Source organism: Kitasatospora sp. HUAS MG31, from assembly GCF_040571325.1.
Lineage (GTDB): Bacteria > Actinomycetota > Actinomycetes > Streptomycetales > Streptomycetaceae > Kitasatospora > Kitasatospora camelliae.
Window position 1 is genome coordinate 596,246 of the sequence record NZ_CP159872.1, and the last position, 20,801, is coordinate 617,046.

14 protein-coding genes and 1 pseudogene are annotated in these 20,801 nt (G+C 74.4%); 3 read left to right on the top strand and 12 right to left on the bottom strand.

Going from position 1 to position 20,801, the window contains the following annotated elements; all coding sequences use genetic code 11:
* Positions 1-129: 129 nt before the first annotated feature.
* Positions 130-1,116 carry an aldo/keto reductase gene (locus ABWK59_RS02840; protein WP_354637673.1) on the bottom strand — a complete coding sequence of 329 codons (987 nt, stop codon included), beginning with the start codon at positions 1,114-1,116 and terminating at the stop codon, positions 130-132.
* A 102-nt stretch (positions 1,117-1,218) separates the two neighbouring features.
* Between ABWK59_RS02840 and ABWK59_RS02845 the strand changes: the two genes are divergently transcribed.
* Complete coding sequence (locus ABWK59_RS02845; RefSeq protein ID WP_354637674.1) at positions 1,219-1,803, top strand: TetR family transcriptional regulator; 585 nt, start codon at positions 1,219-1,221, stop codon at positions 1,801-1,803.
* Between the two features lie 56 nt (positions 1,804-1,859).
* Here ABWK59_RS02845 and ABWK59_RS02850 read toward each other — a convergent pair whose 3' ends face one another.
* The gene (locus ABWK59_RS02850; RefSeq protein ID WP_354637675.1) at positions 1,860-2,288 is read right to left on the bottom strand and encodes a hypothetical protein; all 429 of its coding nucleotides are present in this window, start codon (positions 2,286-2,288) and stop codon (positions 1,860-1,862) included.
* Here ABWK59_RS02850 and ABWK59_RS02855 point away from each other — a divergent pair.
* A pseudogene (locus ABWK59_RS02855) lies at positions 2,172-3,051 on the top strand (GNAT family N-acetyltransferase). The gene ABWK59_RS02850 and the pseudogene ABWK59_RS02855 sit on opposite strands and share 117 nt — an antisense overlap.
* A 140-nt stretch (positions 3,052-3,191) precedes the next feature.
* On the opposite strand, the gene ABWK59_RS02860 reads toward ABWK59_RS02855, so the two are convergent.
* The 3 genes from ABWK59_RS02860 to ABWK59_RS02870 are packed head-to-tail and all read right to left on the bottom strand — an operon-like array spanning position 3,192 to position 7,029.
* Positions 3,192-5,333: a trehalose-6-phosphate synthase gene (locus ABWK59_RS02860; RefSeq protein WP_354637676.1), complete on the bottom strand. Its 2,142-nt coding sequence runs from the start codon at positions 5,331-5,333 to the stop codon at positions 3,192-3,194.
* 23 nt (positions 5,334-5,356) lie between these two features.
* Positions 5,357-6,316 (bottom strand): carbohydrate kinase family protein, encoded by a 960-nt coding sequence (locus tag ABWK59_RS02865; protein ID WP_354637677.1) that lies wholly within the window; start codon positions 6,314-6,316, stop codon positions 5,357-5,359.
* A 56-nt stretch (positions 6,317-6,372) separates the two neighbouring features.
* On the bottom strand, positions 6,373-7,029 hold the full coding sequence (locus ABWK59_RS02870) for a TetR/AcrR family transcriptional regulator (RefSeq protein ID WP_354637678.1): 657 nt from the start codon (positions 7,027-7,029) through the stop codon (positions 6,373-6,375).
* Positions 7,030-7,102: 73 nt separating this feature from the next.
* Here ABWK59_RS02870 and ABWK59_RS02875 point away from each other — a divergent pair, with 73 nt between their 5' ends.
* Complete coding sequence (locus tag ABWK59_RS02875; protein WP_354637679.1) at positions 7,103-7,648, top strand: DUF3995 domain-containing protein; 546 nt, start codon at positions 7,103-7,105, stop codon at positions 7,646-7,648.
* A gap of 335 nt (positions 7,649-7,983) precedes the next feature.
* Here ABWK59_RS02875 and ABWK59_RS02880 read toward each other — a convergent pair whose 3' ends face one another.
* The 7 genes from ABWK59_RS02880 to ABWK59_RS02910 all read right to left on the bottom strand — a co-directional run bounded on the left by ABWK59_RS02880 (position 7,984) and on the right by ABWK59_RS02910 (position 20,742).
* Positions 7,984-15,078, bottom strand: coding sequence for a scabin-related ADP-ribosyltransferase (locus ABWK59_RS02880; protein WP_354637680.1), 7,095 nt, complete (start codon positions 15,076-15,078; stop codon positions 7,984-7,986).
* Between the two features lie 8 nt (positions 15,079-15,086).
* Entirely contained in the window at positions 15,087-15,458 is a 372-nt protein-coding gene (locus ABWK59_RS02885) for a hypothetical protein (protein ID WP_354637681.1), read from the bottom strand.
* A 57-nt stretch (positions 15,459-15,515) separates the two neighbouring features.
* Positions 15,516-15,938 (bottom strand): YbaB/EbfC family nucleoid-associated protein, encoded by a 423-nt coding sequence (locus ABWK59_RS02890; protein ID WP_354637682.1) that lies wholly within the window; start codon positions 15,936-15,938, stop codon positions 15,516-15,518.
* Between the two features lie 369 nt (positions 15,939-16,307).
* Positions 16,308-19,214: a hypothetical protein gene (locus tag ABWK59_RS02895; protein WP_354637683.1), complete on the bottom strand. Its 2,907-nt coding sequence runs from the start codon at positions 19,212-19,214 to the stop codon at positions 16,308-16,310.
* Between the two features lie 283 nt (positions 19,215-19,497).
* Positions 19,498-20,091 (bottom strand): hypothetical protein, encoded by a 594-nt coding sequence (locus ABWK59_RS02900; RefSeq protein WP_354637685.1) that lies wholly within the window; start codon positions 20,089-20,091, stop codon positions 19,498-19,500.
* 1 nt (position 20,092) lies between these two features.
* Positions 20,093-20,383 (bottom strand): WXG100 family type VII secretion target, encoded by a 291-nt coding sequence (locus ABWK59_RS02905; protein WP_354637686.1) that lies wholly within the window; start codon positions 20,381-20,383, stop codon positions 20,093-20,095.
* Positions 20,384-20,412: 29 nt separating this feature from the next.
* The gene (locus ABWK59_RS02910) at positions 20,413-20,742 is read right to left on the bottom strand and encodes a WXG100 family type VII secretion target (RefSeq protein WP_354637687.1); all 330 of its coding nucleotides are present in this window, start codon (positions 20,740-20,742) and stop codon (positions 20,413-20,415) included.
* Positions 20,743-20,801: the final 59 nt, after the last annotated feature.

The following is a 20,801-nucleotide window of genomic DNA, read 5'->3' on the forward strand; positions in this document are numbered from 1 at the left end:
CGGGGCGACGGCCCGGAGCGCGACGGCCCCTGGCGGGAGTCGGCGACTCCCCCGGGGGTCGATGCTCTCCCGGCGCGGCCCCGGCCGCACACGCTGGGCGGCGTCCGCGCGGGGTCTCCGGTCGGACGATCAGCCGTCGAGCGAGGCCATCAGCGCGGGGGCGTACCGGTCGCCGGCCGCGACGCCCGCCGGGGCGACGGCCTCGATGGCGGCGAGGTCCTCCGCGCCCAGCCGGATCCCGGAGGCGGCGAGGTTCTCCTCGAGGTAGCGGCGGCGCTTGGTGCCGGGGATCGCCACGGCGCCCTGCTCCAGCACCCAGGCGAGCGCCAGCTGGGAGGAGGTGACGCCCTTCTGGTCGGCGAGGCGGCGGACCGCGTCCACCACGGCGAGGTTGCGGTCGAAGTTCTCGCCCTGCAAGCGGGGGTCGGTGCGGCGGAAGTCGTCCGCGGCGAAGTCGTCGGGGCTGGTGATCGCCCCGGACAGGAAGCCGCGGCCGAGCGGGGCGTAGGCCACCAGGCCGATGCCGAGTTCGGCCAGCACCTCGGCGACGCCGTTGCCCTCGATCCCGCGTTCGAACAGCGAGTACTCGGTCTGGACGGCGCTGATCGGGTGAACGGCGTGGGCGCGGCGGATGGTCGAGGCGGCCGCCTCCGAGAGGCCGATGCCGCGGACCTTGCCGGCTGCCACGAGCTCGGCCATCGCGCCGACGGTCTCCTCGACCGGCACCTCCGGGTCGACCCGGTGCAGGTAGTACAGGTCGACGTGGTCCATGCCGAGGTGGGCGAGGGAGCGGTCGAGCGAGCGGCGGACGTACGCGGGCGAGCCGTTCTGGCCGACCAGGACGCCGTCGTCGGTGAACTCGATGCCGGTCTTGGTCGCGACGACCGCCCGCTCCCGCTTGGCGCCCGCGAGCGCCTTGCCGAGCAGCTGCTCGTTGCGGAACGGGCCGTAGCTCTCGGCGGTGTCGAACAGGGTGACGCCGAGCTCCAGGGCGCGGTCGATGGTGGCCAGCGACTCGGCCTCGTCGGTGGTGCCGTAGAAGGCGGTCATGCCCATACAGCCGAGGCCCTGGGCGGAAACGGTGAGGCCCTGGCTGCCGAGTGCGCGGATGTCCATGGTGGGGTGCTCCGTAGGTATGTAACTAACTGGATAGGTTCGAGCTTGCGCCGGTCCTCGTCGTTTGTCAATAACCGGATAGTTACTTGCTACGCTTCAGCCATGGCACGGGACTCGAACGCGACCAAGGCACGCCTGCTCGACGCCGCCTTCGCGGAGTTCGCCGCCTACGGCATCGCGGGCGCCAGGGTCGACCGCATCGCCGAGGCGGCGGGCGCCAACAAGCGGCTGATCTACGTCTACTTCGGCAACAAGGAGCAGCTCTTCGACATCGTCATCGAGCGCGCCCTGCTCCTCGGCGCCGAGTCGGTGCCCTTCGACCCGGACGACCTGCCGGGCTACGCGGGCGCCGTTTTCGACCACCTGTCCGCGCACCCCGACCTCGTCCGCCTGGTCACCTGGAAGCGGCTGGAACGCCCCGAGGCCACCCCCGCCCAGGCCGCCGCGTACCGTGTCAAGCGCGAGGCGCTGGCCGCCGCCCAGCGCGACGGGCGGATCGAACCGTCCCACGACCCGGTCGACATCCTCGTCCTGGTCGCCGCCCTGGCCCAGGCCTGGTTCACCCTCCCCGAGACCGAGACCGAGACCGACGGAGCCCCCCTGTCCCCGGACCGGCTCACCCGCCACCGCGCCGCCGTCGTCGACGCCGTCCGCCGCCTGACCGAACCCGCCCCCACCCGGCCGTAGGCGGGGGCGGTCCCCCAGCCCGGGGGTAGCCGTTCACATCCCCGTCTCCGTCACGGTCAGCCTCGCACCACGGTCACCTGGACGGTGTCCTGCCCGGCGCCGGTGGCAAGAGGGAGGAGCCGGACGTCGGGCGCCGAGACGACCTCGGCGCCCTGGCTCTCGACCCGGTAGCCGTCGGGGCAGGTGCTCTGCGGCAGACAGACCTCGGTGCGGGCTCCGCGGGCGAACGGTTGCCCGGAATCGGCGCGGCGGGCGCTGTACCGGAGGGTGAACGTCCCGGTCGCGCTGTCGTAGTGGCACTGCTGGGGGGTGCCCGCGACGTGCCGTGGACATGGCCGGACGATCGCCGGGTCCGGACCGGTGTTCCGGTGGCGGGACGTACCCGTCGAGTACGGGCCGCGGGGCCGGCCGCGGTGGCATCGGACGCAGATTCCACCCCTGCCGGGACGGCCTTTCTGTGCCTGTTCGATGGCGGACAAGAGCACCCGGCCGAGCTCGACCTCCGTGTTCATCCCGCGGAGCGCCGCAAGGGCGTCGGCTCCCGGCTCCTCGACACCGCCGTGGCCACCGCCCGGGACAACGCCCGACGCTGCGTTGTCGCGCAGGCAGAAGCCGGATCGCCCGGCGACCGCTTCCTGGCAGCGCGCGGCTTCCGGAAGGTCCTCACCTTGAGGTTCACCCGCTTGCCGCTGGGTGACGTGGACACCGCCGTCCTCGCCGAGATCATCGAGCGTCCGCATCCCGGCTACCGGCTGATGTCATGGCAGGGAACCGTCCCCGACGACCTCGCCCAGACGTTCGCCGCCTCACGCCGCGCCATGGACGACATGCCCATGGACGGCACCGACCACGGCACCCTGACCTGGGACGTGGACCGCGTGCGGGCCGCGGCGAAGGCCGTCGAACAGCGCGGCGACCACCTGCACACCGTCGTCGCCGTCGACGCCTCCCAACGGCTCGATCGCCGGGTTCACCGAACTCGTCATCCCCGGCAACGGCGCAGGTGACGGCCAGCACTACGGCACCGGCGTGCTGCCCGAGCACCGTGGACACGGCCTCGGCCGATGGATGAAGGCCGAGTCGATCCGACACGCCCATAGGGACTATCCGAACCGCAGGGCTCGGTGTAGCCCAGAGCCCAGCGGGCCGTCGCGTGCACAGAGCCGGCCGCTCGGGACACCGTCCTCGTCGGCCGGCGGGGCCGCCCACTCCGCGGCGAACGCGCGGAGGTCGATGGATCGTCGGTGATCGTACCGAAGCCGGGGGTGCGCGCATAGATGATCGTCTTGGTGGAGTTCCCGGGGTTTCGTCAGGGCGGCGACTCGGGTGTCACCCCGTCAGGACCAGCGGCGTTGACGCGGATCGGGCATCGGGCGCCGCGCCCCCGGTTACTGCACCGGGCTCTGCGGACGGGGTTGCCGGGACCGCCGGATCGCTCCGATGATCCGCTCCGCCCAGTCGACCGGTCGTTCGCGGCCCAGGAGGTAGGACAGCCGTTCCATCCGCAGGCGGCGTTCGGCCGGGGTGAGGGTGAGGGCTCGGGCCAGCGCAGCGCTCAGGTCCTCGGGCGAGCGCGGATCCGTGAGCACGGCCGTGTCACCGAAGAGCGTGGCGGCGCCGGCGTGCCGGGAGAGCACCAGGACGCCCGGCGCGCGAGCCCAGAGCCGGGGAAGCGCGGCCCGGGTGGCCTGGGCGGCGACGAACTCCTGCGCCGTGAGGTTCATTCCGTCCTGCAGCGAGGTCACCCAGAAGACGTCCGCGGCCAGGTACTCGTCGATGATCTCGGGGAAGGGGAGGTTGTCGGGGCGGTAGTCGACCGGCTGCCACGCGCCCCGGCGCCAGGTGTCGTTCACCTGTGCCACGCGCTGCTCCAGCAGGACGCGGGTGGTGTCGTACGCGGTGATGCCGGGTTCGGGCGGAGGGCAGACCAGCCGGAAGGTCAGGTGTCCCCGCAGGTCCGGGCGGGTGGCAAGCAGACGGTCGATGGCGTCGACCTTCTGGACCGGGGCCTTGGCGTAGTCGAGCCGTTCGACCGACAGGACCACCCGGTCTCCGGGTAACCGGTCCGGCCGCGGCCGCGAGCGGGCGATCGCCTCGATCGCGGGGCGGTCGATCCCGAGCGGGTGGATCCCGATCCGCGGTGTGGAGGCCCGGCCCGCCAGGGCGTTCCGGAAGTGGTCGGCGAAGGCGGCGATGTGGAATCCGGCCCAGTCGAGGCGGGCCAGCGAGGCGGTGAGTTCCGTGGCGACCGGCAGGGTCCCGAAGACCTCCGCGGGCGGGAACGGCGTGTGGTGGAACATCCCGATCCGCAGGTCGGGCCGGACGCTGCGCAGGATGCCCGGGACCAGCCAGAGGTTGTAGTCGTGCAGCCACACGGTCGCGCCGGGTGCGGTCCGGGCCGCCATGTGCTCGGCGAAGCGGGCGTTGACGGCGCGGTAGGCGGCCCAGGAGTGCTCGTGGAAGGTCGAGCGGTGCGGCTCGGACATCAGGACCGGCCACAGGGTCTCCTTGCAGGCCCGGTGGAAGTAGTCGCCCCACTGCTCCGCGCTCAGCGGCACGAGGGACAGGGGGGGCCGGCCGTGGCGCGGCCCGCGGCCCGGATCCGGGTACGGCACGGAGGGGTTGTCGGTGTCGGTGTCGGTGTCGACGGTCCGGGCGGCGACCCAGAGGCCCGGCAGTCCGTCCGCGAAGGCGCTGGTCAGCGTGGGCAGGATGCCGTTGGGGCTGGTGGGTGTGCGGACGCCGGTCCGGTGCGGGGGAGGGCGGTGGTATCCGACGACGACCGAGTGCCGTCGTGCCGGGCGGCGCGCCGGCCGGGTCACCCAGCCCAGGTCCTGGAGGGCGGCGAGGATGCCGGCCGCGCCCGGTCGGTCGGGACGGTGGACCAGCGGGTCGTCGCCGACCGCCGCGCTCAGGGCACCCTCGGCGCCGGCCATGAGGACCGCGTGGGCGCCGAGCCGGAACAGCGACAGGTCGTTGAGCGAGTCCCCGGCCACCAGGATCGACTCCCTGGGCCAGGTCAGCTTCTCCGCCAGCGCCAGCAGCGCACCGCCCTTGGAGACCCGTGGCGGCAGGACGTCGAAGTAGCGGTCCGCCGAGTACTCCCACGCGCAGCCCAAGGCCCCGACCGCCGCGATGAGTTCGCCGGTGAGCCCGTCCGGCGGGAGGTGGTAGGAGCAGCGGCCGTCCTGGGCCACGCCGTGCTGGTAGGCGAGCGCGGGGAACCGTCCGAGGGCGGCCCTGACCCGGGCCGGACCGGGCCAGCCGGCGCGCAGCTGCTCCTGGAGGGGCTCCACCGGGGAGAAGTCGGTGCCGTCGAGCACGGTGGCGCCGACGTCGGCGATGATCCAGCGCGGGCGTGGGACGAGCGGGTCGCGCAGCACGCGGCGGACCGAGGCGGAGCCCCGGCCGGTGGCGAAGACCACGGTGACCTCGGGGTGGCGGCCCAGGGCCTCCCGCAGCAGGCGCCGGCCCTCGGTCCCGCCGGCCAGTAACGTGCCATCCAGATCGGTGACCAGAATCCTCGACACCTGACGGACGTTAACACGATCACTCAGTGCAGTGAAGTGTGCACATCAATCTCGGAATGGTCAGGGATGCGCTCCAGCCACTGCGGCAGTTCCTCGCCGCGCAGGGCGGCGCTCGACCCCGGACCGGTGGTCGCGGCGGCTCCGCAGGCCGCCGCGGCGGCCAGACAGGCGGGCAGGTCCCAGCCGGCGAGCATCCCGTGGACGAGCCCGGCGTTGAAGCAGTCCCCGGCGGAGGTGGTGTCCACGGCCCGCACCGCGGCGGACGGGACGTCGTACCGCCTGCCACCGTGCACCGCGGTGGCCCCACGCTCTCCGCGCTTGACCACGAGCATCGGCACCAGGTCGGCGAGTTCCGCGACCGCGCCGTCCACGGTCCGGGCACCGGTGAGCCGGAGGGCCTCGGCGGCGTTCGGTGTGAAGACGTCGACCCCCGCGAGGGCCCGGCGTACGAACGGGTCCGCCAGGGTCGCCGGGACGTCGTGGCTGTCCATGGCGACCAGCGCCCCGAGCCGCCGGGCCGCCTGGCACGCCTCCAACGCCTCGGCGTCCCACCGCAGTTGTGGCAACATCATCGCCTCGGGCCGGTGGGAGTGGAGCAGCGGGACGAGCGGCCGGGCGGGCAGCGGGTCCTGGTAGCTGACCATGGCCCGGTCCTCGGGGCCGGACAGGGCCACGGTCACGCTCCTGACCGGGAAGCGGTGGTGACGGAAGGCACTCTCGTCCAGGCCCTCGGCTCGCGCGGCCGCGAGCACCTCGGCGCTGAACGGGTCCGTACCGAAGTCGGCGCCCCACACCACCCTGCGTCCGAGCCGGTGCACCGCCATCGCGAGGGTGTAGGCGCCACCGGGGACGAAGGCGAAGCCACCGGCGAACACCTCCCCGCCGGGCTCGACCGGCCGGGGCAGGCCGTGGAACACCAGATCCGCGAAGTACGGTCCCGCAACCAGGACTTCACACCCGCGCCCGCTGCCGTCGGTCTCCATCCCAGGGAGCATACGGGCATCCGGGTTTCCCGGGTGCGCGAAGCGCGAGCGCCTCCTCAGTCCGCCGTGGGGACCGCTCGGGGCGCCGGCGGCTCGGCTGCCGCGGTCGGGGGCTGGGCCGGGTACTGAGCCGGCGGCTGGGCGGGGGCGAGGAGCAGGGCGACCAGGTGGTCCAGGGCGGCCGGCGAGCGCGGGTCCTGGGGCAGGGTCTCGGGGGCGAGCAGGGGTGCCGTGCGGCGCAGTTCGAGCCAGCCGAGGTAGGCGGCGTAGGCGGCGAGGGCCCGGTGGCGGGCGGTCGGCGGGTCGAAGCCCAGGTCGGTGAAGACCTCGGCGAGGAAGGCGATCCGGGTCTCGATCACCCGGGCGACGACCTCGGCGACGGCCGGGTGGCCGGTCTGCGCGGCGAGGGCGGGCTCCAGCCCGGCGATCTCCTCGCTGCCGAGCGCCTCCGCGAACAGGGCGCGGGCCCGGGCGACGGGGTCCTGAAGGGTGCGGACGGCCGCCACGACCTCGGTGGTGGTGTGCAGTTCCCAGGTCTCCAGGGCGGCGACCAGCAGGGCCTCCCGGTTGTCGAAGTGCCAGTAGAAGCTGCCGCGCGTCACGCCGAGCTCCTTCGCCAGCCCGTCCACGGCCACGGCGGCGACCCCGCCGCGGGCCAGGGCGCGCAGCGCCGCCATCGTCCAGTCGTCCTTGCGGACCTTGCCCTTCGCCATGATCCGTACAGTACTGTATGGATTATCCGTACAGCACTGTACGGAACTGTCGGCGAGGCGAAGGGGTGGCGGCATGAAGATCGTGGAGTGGCTGCTGGGTTCGGCGGGTTCCGCGGAGGCGGGTTCCGCAGGGGCGGGTTCCGCCGAGGGGGCGGCCGGGGCCACAGGGGCTGGTCCGAGCGTCCGGGTGGCCGCGGCGGTGGCGGGGGCGGCGCTGGCCGGGATCGGCGCGCTGCACGCGGTGTGGGCCTTCTCGCCCTGGCCGCTGGGCTCGCGCGAGGAGTTCGCCGCGGTGGTGGTCGGGGTCGAGGAGTCGCAGCTGCCGTCGGCACCGCTCACCCTGGCGGTCACCGGGCTGCTGGGCGCCGCCGCCTGGCTGGTCGTCACCGGCGCCCGTCCGGAGCGGCCGCTCGGGTCCTCGCGCCTGGTCCGGTCGGGGATGTGGACGGTGGCCGGGGTAATGGCGGTCCGCGGGCTCGGCGGCCTGGCCGCCTCGGGCCTGGCATTGGGCGAGGTGCCGTCGGAGTTCCGGCACTGGGACCTGGCGCTGTACTCGCCGCTCTGCGTGGCGCTCGGCGGACTGACCGGCTACGTCGCTGCCCGGACCCGCCGCTCCTGACGCCCCTGAGGGCATGCTCTCGCCCGCCCACTACCGGCGAGGACGGTCCGCGCCGGCCTCCCAACTTGTCGCGCTGATTCCATCGGGTGCCGCCGGCCGATCCGGTGTGATCGGAACGCTCCTCCTCGGACGAAGTGATCGGCACGGCCGAAGGCCCAGGATGCGCCACCCGCGGAGCGCAGCGGCTCCCGCTGGGACTCGCGGCGCATCACACCAGCCACCGCCGTGCCGCGGTGGATGACGGTCCGGACGGATTTCGGTGTACGGCGGCCTCACTCGTCGCCCGCCTGGACCTGGGTACCGCCGCGGCGGCCGGTCGCCGCCATGACGGTGACCTACTGCTGGTGGTGAGGGTCGTAGTGAGGGTTGCGGATCACCTCACCGACCGGCTCGCCGGTCTCCAGGTGCAGCTGCTGCGCGGACTTGATGAAGCTGTTCCTGATTCCGCCCGGGAAGACGATCTCCTTCTGGTCGGGGAAGGGCGAGGCGATGTCCAGCGTGGCGTTGATGTCGACGCCGCCGAGCGGGTCGATCGCATAGATGTAGCGGTACTTCAGCTGTTTCGCAGGGATCCCGGCCTGCGCGGCCGTCAGACTGACGTAGTTCCGGATCGTGGTCGCGCTCACGAAGACCGTGTCCTGGGGAGCGTGGTAGACGTAGGTCAGCAGGTCGGGCACTGCCGCGCCCTTGGGCGGGAACCCGGACTCGAAGACCTGTTGCGGTGCCAGTTCGCTGTTGCGGTAGATCTCCGACCCGGCCGGGGTCGTCCATATCGGCGTAGGCCGGATGGCCGCCGAGTCGACCTCCGTCACCCTGGCGTCCGCAACGCTCGCCGGAGGGTCCGACCGCCCGCTCGCCACCTCGGGGAGGGATTCGGTGCGCCCGTGCGAGGAGGCGATGATCTTCCCGCTCCCGTCATACCAGTTCCAGGCCGGGTTGTCCTCACCCACCTTGTACGTCCCACCCTCCGGGTCGGTGACGTTTCCGGCGACCGGCCCGTGGTCGGTGCGCCTCCCGGTCATGCTCCCGTCCTGGAACTGGGCGACCATCGTGAAATTATCCTCCCCCTCCTCGACCTCCACGATCCGCCACTGGTTGGTGACGAAGACCTCGTCTTTCCCGAGGTTCGCGTACCTCGCCGGCAAGGGCGGAAACTCCGGCTCGTCGGCGAGCGGGGAGAGCCAGCGGTCCGGCGCCGGGGCCTCGGTTCGGATCGCGGCGGTGCTCCCGGAAGCATGGGCCAACCGGGTGTCGGCCGGCCCGGGCCCTGTTCCGAGCGGGTGGTCGCGCAGGACCGCGGCGGAGTCGACGACATCCTCGATGACGGCCAGGTTACGCGCGACAAGCTCGGTGAAGTGCCTGGTCTGGGCCATCGGACCGCCGGCACGGTCGGTCTCGGTCCTCTCGTCCTGCCGGAAGAGGAAGCCGCTGTCGCGGTAGTCGTCCGGCAGACCCACGTAGTGCAGAACCTCGTGGACCAGGACAGGCATCCGCGCGGCGTCGCCTTCCGCCCCGCCCAGGTTCCAGTGGCGCTGGTCGGCCCGGGCCGGATGCTCCGACCGGGTCACGGTCACGTGCTCGCCGTGCGCAGGGTCGTGCACCAGACGCACCGTCAGGTGGAACTGGTCGCCGGAACGGGGAAGCGCGTAGCCGGTGTTGACATGCCGGTCGAGCGCCTCCTGCAGCTGCTTCTGCAGCCCGGGGAGGTCCTCCTTCGTCACACCGGGGCCGGGGCGCATCGGCAGGCTGACCTCGTGGTCACGCACCCATGTCCCGTTCGGCGCCTCGAACCGACGGACATCGGTCCGCACCAGCGTCTGGCTCCCCCAGAGAGTTCCCGCCGCGCGCCCCGGGGCCAGAGGATCACTCGCCGGGTCGAACCGTTCGGTGCTCACCCGCGCCACGGGCGCCGTGTCGCGCCGGCCCTCCCAGGACTCCGGCCCGGCCGGCAGTGGCACCCTGCGTCCGGGCGCCGCAGGACCGGGCACCCGCGCCTCCTCGGGCTCCGAGGACGACGGCCAGAGGGAGGGACCCGGTTCGAGCCGGTGCGCGGGGTTGTACCAGGGGTTCGGAACGAACTCGACGCGCTCCGCGTAGCGTCCCGATTCGAGCAGCTCCACGCCCCGAACGAGTTCGACGCCGACGATGTATTGCGGGCGGATACCACCGGGGAACGCGACCTCCTCCTCGGCCACGAGCGATGACCCCAGGAGGGTGGCCTCGACGTCGATGCCGCCCGGCGCGTCGATGAGATAGCGCAGGTCCGTGCCCCAGCCATCGTTCTGGGCGGTCTCTGACCGGGTCGTACTGACGAAGGTGGAGCCGTAGTTGGCGTTCTTGTAGTCCGCCAGACTGGGGTAGCGGTCCGGGTCCATTGGCGACAGGCCGCGCTCCAGGACGTCGTGGTAGTCCGTTCCGTGCCGATTCCTCTCCCACCGGAAGAGCAGGCCGGTGTCCTGGCGGTACTGCAAGGGCCCCCCCGCACCGCCGGCGGTCAACTGGTCGAAGTCGACCGCGGCGACCTGCGTCAGGTGGGCGTTGGCGGGTCGCTCCGTCGAGTACTCCCGCTGCCCGGGTTCGGGGATGGAGCTCATCGCGAGATCTCTTCCGGACACCGGGGACAGGAACACGTTCCGTCTCTGGAGAGCATCGGCGGCCGAAGCATCCAGGACGACCTCCTGGACGGCCTGGCCGGGCTCGTCAAGGCCACCCGAGAGGTCGGGTGGCTCGACCACCATGGTGGAGGTACGCCGCCTGTCCGCCACACCTGTCGCGTTCTCAACCTCCACTTCCTCGGGCAACTCCGCCCGCCCTTTGGACTTCACACTCGTCCGGTCGGCGAGGCGGCCCATCAACGACTCCACGTCGCCGATTGGCATGCGGCGGTTCAGAAGCTCACTGCGCAGTGCCTCGTTCAGAGCCGTCCGGACGGCTTCCGCGCGCTGCCTGCCGGTGGAGTTGGCACCGAACAGCGAGTTCCCGCGGCCGGTGATCTCGATCGTCGGCAGCTCCCAGTTCCCCTGCTCCCGGAGACGCAGGTCCTGTGCCAGCCTGCTCGCGTGCTGCTGTACAGCCGCGACGGCCGACTCGGGCAGGGTCTTCGACCCCTTGCCGAAACGCACGGTCAGCTCGGTCCTCACATTGGACGGCAGATCCGAGTCGAGGCTCGTCGTCACCGATACGGAGTCGTCGTCGTCAGGTTGCAGCGAGGTGGGCCAACGGTCGCCCGCCGTCCGGTCGGTACCATCGGGCTGATCGGCGGAGCGGGGCGACACCGTGTCGTCCTGCCGGTCGGCGACCATACCCTGGTCATGCACCCCGGTGGCCGGGCCTGCGCCCTCGCCGGCAGCGGTGCCGACGCCGTCGCGGGGCCGCCGGGGGCCCACGGGGGACTCCTGTTCCCGTCCGTGGTGCCGCTCCGGCGCCGGAGCACCCGTGAGCCGGACGTCCGGAACGAGGTGGCGTCCGGCGGTGGGGACCAGCTCGGTCCCCGACATCCCTCGGCCGACCGCTTCCCCGGGTGCCTCCAGACGCAGGCGCTGCTCGTGCGCGGCCTCGTGGACGAGTCCCCGCTCCCCGTCCGGAGCGCCCTGGCCGCCCCAGTGCTCCCGGTACGCGGTGAACCAGTCCTCACCGAACCTCTCCCGGAGGGCGGACAGCTCTGCGCGGGCGATCTCCCGTCCCTCCGCCAGGGTGTCGAAGCCGCTGAGCGCCGTCCTCAACCCGGGCATGGCCTCCGACTCGAAGGCCAGCCGGGCTGCCAGGCCCTCGTCGAGCGACCGCCGCCTCTCGTGCCAGGTGTCCAGCCGCTCGGCGAGGCCGTCTCCGTGCAGCGCCTCCGGGCCCGCGAACAGCTCGTCGAAGGCGGCGAGCACCCGCTCGGCGTGCCCGGTGCGGACCCGGTCCGCCGAGTCGCCGGACAGCTCGTGGCGGGCGCTCCAGGCCGCGCTGTCGGCGCGCGCGGACGCCTCGGCGGTCCGCACGACGTGATCGCGGGCGGTCTGGAGGGCGAGCAGGTCGTGAATGCGGGCCGGGTCGGTGAGACTCCAGGAGGTGGCGGGTACGGGGTCGGTCCCGGCGGCGCGCAGCAGGTCTGCATCGGCCTGGCGGGCGAGGGAGGCGGCCAGCTGGTCGACGATCCGGTCCGGCACCGTCTCGGGGATTCCGAGCCGTTCGGCGGTGTCGGGGTCGAACCGCGGGCGGCCCTCGTCGTGCCACGAACCGGCGGCCGCCCGCACGGCGTCGACCGTCGAGGCGATCGACGCCTCCCGCGCGGCCTGCACGGCGAACTGCCCGGGGAGCTGCTCGGCATGTGCCGCGAAGCGCCTGTTCCAGTCGGCCACGGCCTCGGGCAGGTCCCCGTGGAACCCGGCGGCGGACTCGGTGGAGCCGAACACCTCTGCGAAGTCCGCGCCGAGCCGCTCCCGGAGCCGGTCGGTGAGCAACGTCCGGCTGGCCTCGGACAGATGGGCATCGGCGGCGACTCCGGTCTGCTCCAGGAGGGAGCTGCTCGCCGGGTCGAGGGCGGTGCGCCAGCGGTCGGCGGTCCGGTCGACCAGTCGCTCGGCGCCGCCGATCGCCGACTCGTACCCGGCCCGCAGGTCGAGGTCGGCCGTCAGCCCGCCGGTGAGCTCCGCCAGCCGCTGCTCGCCCAGCGCGGTACGGGAGTCGAGGTCTTCGCGGACGTCCTCGGGCGTCCGGTACGTCTCCGAGGCCACCGTCTCCAGGCGGTCGCGGAAGACGGCGGCCAGGTGCGTGCGGACCCGGTCCAGTGCCTCGGGCGGAAGGTCCGGCGCGAGGGTCGGGGATCCGTCGGTACCGCCGGTGAGCCGGCGGCCCCAGGAGTCCGCCACCCGGTCGAAGCGCTCCATTCCGACCCGGACGGCGGCTTCGCGGAATCCGGCCAACTCCAGCTGCCCGGTGATGTTCTGGAGGATCCGGTCCCGCTCGGCCGGGTGGTCGGCCAGCTCGGCCGTGACCTGCTCGCCCGCCCGGCGGCGTACGGCGAGGGCCACCTCGTCCGGGGTGCCGTCGGGCAGCCGCCGCGACCACTCGGTGAACGCCCGGTCCAGCCGGCCCTGGACCTCCACCTCGCGGGCCGAGCTGCGGGCGGCCTCGTCCAGCCGGTGGTCGTACGTCTCGTAGAGCCCGCGCTGGGCCTCGGCCCACTGTGTCGCCCGCTCGGACCTCGGGTCGGCGTACCCGGGTGGGGGGACCAACTCGGGTGTAGGGCGCTCCGGTTCGCGGGTCGGCGGGTTCTCCGGGGTGGGGGGCACGGGACCATCGGGGGTCTGCGGGTCGTGGTCCGGCGTCCCGGTGGGACGGTCGGCGGGGTCCGGGCTCTCATGGCCGGCCGGGGCTGCGGCGGCCGGCGCGGTCTGCGGCCGCTCGGAGGCCGCCGGGGGTACCGGGGACCCGGACTCCGTACGGACGGTGCCAGGGTCCCGGACGGTCGCGGCCGGGGCCGCACCGACCTGCGCGGTTCCTCCGGTGGTGGGGATCCGGGTGGGTTCGCCGATGTGGATGCCGGCGCGGGTGGGTGTCGGCGCGCTCGCGGTTTCGGGGGCGGGCGAGGGGGAACCGCCGGCGGCTCGGGGGACCGTTGAACCGCCGGCGGGGTGTGGGGCGCCTGCGGCGGGCTGTGCCGCGGGCGGGGGGAGTGCCTCGGATGCGCGACCGACACCGCCGGGATGCGCGGCGGAGGGTGTGTCAGAGGTGGGTGTGCCAGGGGCGGTGTGGACCTCGGCGTGCGCAGGGGCAGCACTCGCCGACGGCAGCGGGGAGGTCGCGTGAGCGGAAGGATCGGCGGCGGCCCGAGGGTGGCCGCTGGCGGACTCCCCCGGGTGGACGGCGTTCCCGGCCGGGTCGGTGGTGGGGAGTGCTGCGCGGGTGTGGTCCTGCTCCGGGCCACCGGCCTGGTGGGAGACCTCCGCCGCGCGGTCGGCTGCGGCGGCGGAGGTCCCGGGCAGGGCCTCCGCGGCGGCCCGAGGGTGGCCGGTGGCGGGAGTCTGGGCCGAAACGGCCGAGCCGTGGGGCTCCGGCGCGCCGGTGGACGGCGCGGCCGAGGTGCCCGCGGATGTCTCCGCATGGGAACCGGACGGCGCGTGGGGGGCCTGCGACGCTCCGGTCGGCGCCTGCGCGTGGGCACCCGTCGTGGCGCCGACGGAGGTGTCCAGGCCGGGGAGCCCCGCTGGGTGCGCGACGCTGCCCTGGCTCTCGGTGACCGGCCGGCTACCGCCGGACGTTCGCGCCTGGCCCGCGGCCTGACCCGGGACGGCCGTACCCGAGCCCGCGCCGGCCGAGCCGGTGGCGGGCCGCGTGGAGGTGCCGGCCGTGGTCGCACCGGTCTCCCCCGCCCGTCCCACGCCGCCGACCACGGGGGCGGGCTGCTCGGCGGGGCCGGACACGGCTCCCGGCCTGGTGGCCGTCGAGGCTGACGGCTCCGTACCGACCGTCGGAACGGACGCTCCCGCGACCTCCCCGCCGCTCTCCGGCCTGCGCGCAGGCTCGGAGGCCCGTCCTGCCGCGTCGATGCCGTGTCCGCCGCTCGGCGCCGCCTCCGTCGGCGGTGTCACCGGGACCAGGTCGTCCAGCCCGGCGCTGATCTTCTCCACGCCGGCCACCCCGCCGCCGTGGCCGCCGCGCCGCCAGCCGGCCGCGCCGCCGATGGCGCCGGCCGCGGCGGCGAGCCCGAGGTCCTGGCCGGCGTCGAAGGCGAGGTTGGTGACGGCTCCGACCGCGACGCCGGTCGTGGCGTGGATGCCGGCCATGCCCGGGAGGGTGGTGGCGAGCTTCGGGGCCGCGATCTCCGCGCCGAGGGCGAGCGGACCGGCGATGGCGCCGCTCACCGCGCCCATCTCGACGGCGCCGACGGTGGCGGCGGTGTCCCATTCGGTGCGGGCGCCCAGCAGGAACTGCACGCCCTGGACCGCGGCGTCGATCGCGGCCTGGGCGACGGTCTCGGTGATGACGGCGGTGAAGGCCCGCCGCAGGATCATCTGGACGTTCCAGCGGACGGCGGCGACCTGCGCCGGGATCAGCGCCGCCCCGTACAGGGACTGCACCAGGGCGGCGATCTCGGCTGCCAGCCAGGCCGTCTGAGCGATGATCATGTACTTGGCGTAGCCGACCTGGAGGCCGGAGTTGCGGGTCATCCCGCCGACCTGCCCGGCTCCCCGGGACATCGCCGGGATGCCCCGGCCCAGCCGGCCCATGAAGGAGGCGAACTCCGCTCCCATCGCGCCGCTGACGCCGCTCAGGACGCGGGCGGTCACCGGGTCGACCGAGGCGGCGAGTCGTCCCAGCATCACCGAGGCGTCCTCCCAGGCCCGGCCCATCTCATCGAGCCGGTCCTCGTCCGGCTCGGGCCAGTCCTGGCCGGCGGTGACCTGGACGAGCCAGTTGAGCTCGGCGGGGATCTCGACGCCCATGGGTCAGCTCACCGCCGACCGGCGCCGGGCGCCTTGACCGGGTGCACGCCGGTGTCGCGGGTGACGCCGTGCCCGCGGAGGGCATCGATGTTGGTCTGCTCCGTGTCCGCGAGGCCCTTGGTCATCCCGTGCACGCCGTCGGCGGTCCGGTCGATCACGGTGGAGGCGTCCACGAATCCCTGGAGGAGGGAGCGCGCGGTCGACTCGTACTGGTCGACGATGGCCTGACCCATCGGGCCGCTGCCGCAGACCTCGCGGATGTCGGGGAGCCTGGCGATCAGGCTGGTGGAGACGTCGCGGGTCCGGCTCGCCAGGTCGCGCACCGCGGGGATTCCCGTGGCGATGCGGTCAGTGTCCACGGACAGCTGCAGGTCGGACATCTCAAGCCCTCCTCGTCGTACGGCGGTTCGGTGCGGGGTCGGCGGCGGGCCGCGACGTCAGAGGGGCCGCCGGCCCTGCTCCACATACGCCCGGACGGCGTCGAGGACGGGGGGCTCCTCGGGGAGCAGCGCCGTGAGGTCGGCCGTGCCCTGGAGGAAGTCCGAGGCCTGGACCTCCGGCGGCAGATGGGCCGCGATGGCCTCGCCGGCCAGGCCGAGCGCCTGCTGCCGGGCCTCGCGTGCGGCGGTCAGGACGGCCTCGGCGAGTTCGGCGGGGGCGAGTCGGCGGTAGGCGCCGGTGGGGAACTCCACAGCGGTGAGCTCGCCCTGAGCGCCCACCGTGACCTTCACGGTCTGGCGGGGGGCGGTGGCGGTGGCCGAGATCTCGCGGAGCCGGCGCTGGAGGTCGCCCGCGGCGGCGCGACGGCTTCGGTACTCCTCCATGAGCTCGTCGATCCGCTGGTCGTACGGCGTGCTCACGGCGGGCTCCCTCGGGTGCGGACGGCGGACGGACGGCGGACGGACCATAGATGGACGGTCGTCGTCGCCGCAGGGGCTCGCGCCCGAGGGGGAGGCGAGCGCGCGCCCCCTGCGGCTGATCACCAGTCAACCGGACGTCCGCCCCGGACCGGCCCGTTCCGGGGCCCGGCGGCACCTTCGTACACCGAGCGTTGCCCCTCGGGGACGGCCGCCCGGCTCGCCTGTCCGCCGGCACCGATCCGACCGTCAGAGGGCCCGGGGACATCGTTCAAGACCTCCCGCGCGGGCAACCGACCGAGCGGCCGACCCGAGCAGCCGGCCTCGCCCCGACGGCCGCGGGTAGACGGTCGTACGGGGCGAGGGGGCGGGTCAGTCCGGGATGCCGTCGGCGTCCTCGTCCCAGGTGCCCCACTGGGTGGCGCTCCCGGCGAGGAGTTCGGCGATACGGCCGGCTTCGGGTTCCTCGGCGCGGTCGGTGGCCGGGTCCCCGTCGGCGGCCTCGGCGGGGTCGTCCTCTTCGGGTTCCTCGCCGTTCGGGTCCCAGTGGCCCGAGCGGGGTGCCTGGTCGGGGTCCGTACCCTCGGCGGGTGCGCGGACCGGGGACGGTCGCCAGCTGGCCAGCGTCGGGCCGTCCGGTTCGGCGTCCCCCGCGTGGTCGGCCGCCACCGGGCCGTCCGGAGCGGGGGTGCCGTCCGGCCCGGTGCCGGCGTGCTCGCCGGTCCGCGGCTCGGAGCGGCCGCGTCCGCCGAGGGAGCGCCAGAGCAGCGGGACGAGGGAGGAGGCGGCGGCGGTGTCCCAGGCGGCGACCTCCTCCAACGAGGCCGCTCCCGCTACCCGGTGAGGGACGGCTTGGTGGGAGGCGTCACCGGTCACGGCGGGCCCGGCCGCGTCGGGGGCTGTCGGCGCTTCCCGAGCGCCGGTCGGAGCGGCGGCACTTGGCGCGTGGGGTGCCGAGGTTGGACCCGCTCCACCGGTCACCGGGGTGGCGGTCACCGGGGTGGCGGGTACGGCCGTCGAGGTCACCGGCTGACCGGCCGATCCGGCTGGCGCCGCCGCTCCCCCGGGTGCCGGAGTCGGGTGAGCGGCAGCGGCACCTCCGGTCGCGGGGAGCGTGGTTGGGGTCGCCGAGGAGCCGACGGGTACGGCTGCGGGCACCACGACCGGCTGCACCACGACGGGCGGCGGGAGCGCAGGCTCGCCCGTCGTGGCCGGCGCGGCCGCGGCTGCTGTCGGTGCGCCCGCGCCCGGGGAGGCGGTCGCCGGGGTCCCGGTCGCCGACGGGGCGGCCGCCTCCGCAGCGGCCACCGGTACAGCGACCACCGGCGCAGCGGCCACCGGTGCAGCGGTGGCCGCCGTCGCCACGGCCGCCTGCCCGGCGGGAGCCGTACGGTCCGACCAGGGCACCGCGCCGGTCTCCAACAGGCCGAGGGCGTCGAGTGGTTCGGCCGCGACGGCGGTGCTGTCGACCGTGCTGTCCGACGTCACCGCGGCCTCCGTCGCCGGTGCCCCCGTCTGAGCGGCGGGGGCCGAGTCGTGGCCGGCGGCTGCCGGGGTGCCCTCGGGTGCGCCGATCTCGTCCTCGGCGGTGACGGTGCCGTCCTCGGTCCACGGGGCCTCGTCGGGGGTGAGCAGGCCGGAGGCGTCGGAGCGTTCGCCGTCCTTGGCGCCGCCGGGTGCGCCGCCCGGCATCATCGGGGCCATCGGCATCATCGGCGACTGCGCGCCTGCGGCCGGCGTACCCTCCGCGCCGGACGCCGCGGAACCCGCCGCCCCCGAGGAGGGCGCGTCGACGGCGTACGGCCGCCCGGTGGCGTCCAGGCCGCCGAGACCGGGGGTGGTCACGCCGGTTCCGGGCGCGCCGCCGATGCCCGCGCCCGCTCCTCCGGGGAACGCCCGGGCGAGGGATCCGGCACCGGGGAGGCCCGCGCTGCCGAGCGTGGGCAGGGAGGTTCCCGTTCCCGGGGCCGACTGGCCGGGGAAGGACAGCGGCGACCCGCTCCCGGTACCCGGCAACCCTCGCCCGACGCCGGAGCCGGTGCCGGTGCCGATCCCGGGCAGCCCCCGTCCCGTGCCGGCGCCGCCGGTCGAGCCGGGGAAGGGCAGGGGTGCGCCGATCCCGGGGATCCCCGTGCCGGGCACCGCCCCGCCGGCGCCGGGGGCCCCGGCCCCCGCACCACCCGGGAACGGGAGCGGCGCGCCGATGCCGGGCGGGCGTCCGACGGTCGGCATCCCGCCGCCCGGGAAGGGCATCGGCGCACCGGCGCCCGGTCCGTCCAGCGCGGGCAGGCCGCCGGCCCCTTCCCCACCGGGCAGCCCGGGGAAGGCCCGGGGCGAGCCCGCGCCACCGTCCAGTTGCGGCATGCCGGGCATCGCCCCGCCGCCCGGGAACGGTGCCGGGGCGGGCACGGCGTCGCCGCCCGGGAAGTCGGCCGGCATCCCGCCACCCGCCCCTCCGGGCAGGCCGGGGACGGCGGGTGGCGCGGAGCCGGCACCGCCGGGGAAGTCGGCGACCGAGGGTGCCGGGCCGCTCCCGCCGGGCAGGGGCACGCCGCCGGGACCGGATCCGATGCCGGGCGGGAGCGGCCGGTCGCCCGCACCCGGGGCCTTCACCGGCGGCTGGACCGGTGGCGGGGTGCGGACGGCGTCGACGGTGATCTGGTACTGCCCGGCCAGGTTCTTGAGCACCTCACGCATGTCCCGGTTCATCAGCCGGACGATCTCGGGGCTCTTGCTGACCGGTATCAGGCCGTTGGACATCTGGCGGATGCCCAGCCGCTGCGCCTCCTTGGCGTACCAGGCGTCGATGTCCCGGATCCTGGCCTGGGCGAAGGCCAACTGGTTGCCGTTGGCCACGAGTTGGTTGGGGATGGAGTGCAGTCCCGCGGACCCGCCGGAGAGCACGCCGGCGACGGAGTCGACCTGGGTGGAGAAGGTCCGCATCGCGGTGCGGAAGGAGTCGGCCGCCTCGCCGCGCCAGGGACCGTCCTCGCCGGCCAGCGCCCGGGACTGGTCGTCCAGGCTCCGGGCCACCATCTCCAGGACGAGCTGCGCCCGGTAGAAGTCGTTCCCGGCCTTCACCAGGGAGCCCGGGTCGGCGACCGCGGACGCCCGGTTGCTGTCGGAGGTGGCGGCCATGGCGGCGCCGCCGTTGATCGCGGCCATGATCTGCTTCCAGTCCCAGCCGTCGTAGTCGCTGGCCTTGCCGGTGCTGCCCGGGGAGCCGTAGACCGCCCCGTCGTCGCCCTGGCTGAATCCGCCCGTGTTGTAGTCGGCCACTGCCGTTCCCGCTCCTGCCCGATCCGTCGGTCCGCCCGGTGGTCTCCGTTCCGGCGGCGGCGGTCAGCGGTCGACTGCGGGCCGTCCGCCGGGCACGCCGGAACCCCGGGCGGGGCCGGCCGGACGTGGTGCCGGCGGGCCGCGTCGCCCGGGTGCTGCATGGTGCTGTTCGTATCTGGTCCGGTCTCCCGGACGGGCCCGTTCCGGGCCGGGCCCACCCCGATGGGTCGGCCCGGAACGGGAGTTCGGTCCACCCCTGCGGTACGCCGGGGGTGAACGGGTGCTAGGCCGCGGGTGGCGGGGTGCCGCCGCCGGCCGCTCCCGGTGACCCGCCGGAGTCCTTGAGCATCGCGGCGAAGTCACCGCGTGCGCCGTCCAGGGACTTCTGCAGGTCGGTGCCCTTGATGCGGTTGGCCTCCTCGGCGCCGGTGTACGTCCGGCTGAGTTCGGCGACGCCCCGGCTGACGGCGGTGAGGCCGCTGTAGACGTCGCCGAGCGCCTTGACCATCTGGTCCTTGAGCCCGCCGTCGCCGTTGGGCCCGACCGTGCGGCCCCGGATCTCGTCGGCGTGGTAGAACGCGCCGGGCGCGACCCTGGTCTGCCGGAGCTTGTCCATCGCCTCCTTGACGGGGGCGAGCAGGCTCTCGACGTTCCGGGCGAAGACGTCCAGCGAGGGGGTGCTCACCGCGGTCTGCCCGCCGGCCGGCTTGGCCCCCGGGACGGGGGGCGGGGTCGGAGCCGTTCCCTCCAGCTTCCGCTCGGGCGGGAGTTGGGTGGTGTTCGGGTACTCGTCCGGGTGGGCGCCGGGCTTGGCGTGCGAGCCGTCGTGGGCCGCCCGGGCCTGTCCCGCGACTTGCCGGGGTTCCCTGTCCGCCACCTCACCGCCCCCACATGCCGGATCCGGTGCGCTCGGCCTGGAGGTAGGCGGCGTGGATGTGGGTCAGCGCGGTCTGGGCCTTCTGCGCCTGGGCGGCCATGTCGGCCGCGGCCGTGTCCCAGCGGGCCTTGGCGTGCGTGTAGGCGGTCTGGGCGTCGCTGTTCCACTCGGCGAGGTGCCGGCGGGCGTTGGCGTCGAGCTCGGCCAGCGTGGTGCCGATGGTTCGGGAGATCAGCTGCATCTCCTCGGCGACGTGCTGGACCTTGGCGAAGTGGACCGAGTACGTGCTCATCGTGGTGTGCTCCTGGAGATCGGGCCGGCCTACAGGCCGGCGAGGGGCTTGTTCATGGACGAGTTGACGCCGGCGGCGATCTGGTCCACGTCGGCGGTGGTGGAGCGGTAGACGCCGGTGTTCCCCTCCAGGGTGTGGGCCATCTCGTCCAGGGCGGAGACCACGCTCGTGAAGTCCCTGAGCCAGGTCTGCATGGCGCCGCTGAATGTTCCGGCCGCATCGCCGGTCCAGATCCCGCCGAGCGCCGCGACCTGCTCGTTCATGGCGGCCAGCTGGGCGCGGGCGCTGCCGTGCGCCTCGCGGAAGCTGCCCAGAGCGGCGTGCATGCCTTCGAGTGTCACCGAGGTGGGAGTGGTCACCCGTGTCTCCTTACGATCCGTCAAAAGGTGTCTCTAGCAGAGCACTTGGGTTGCTCATG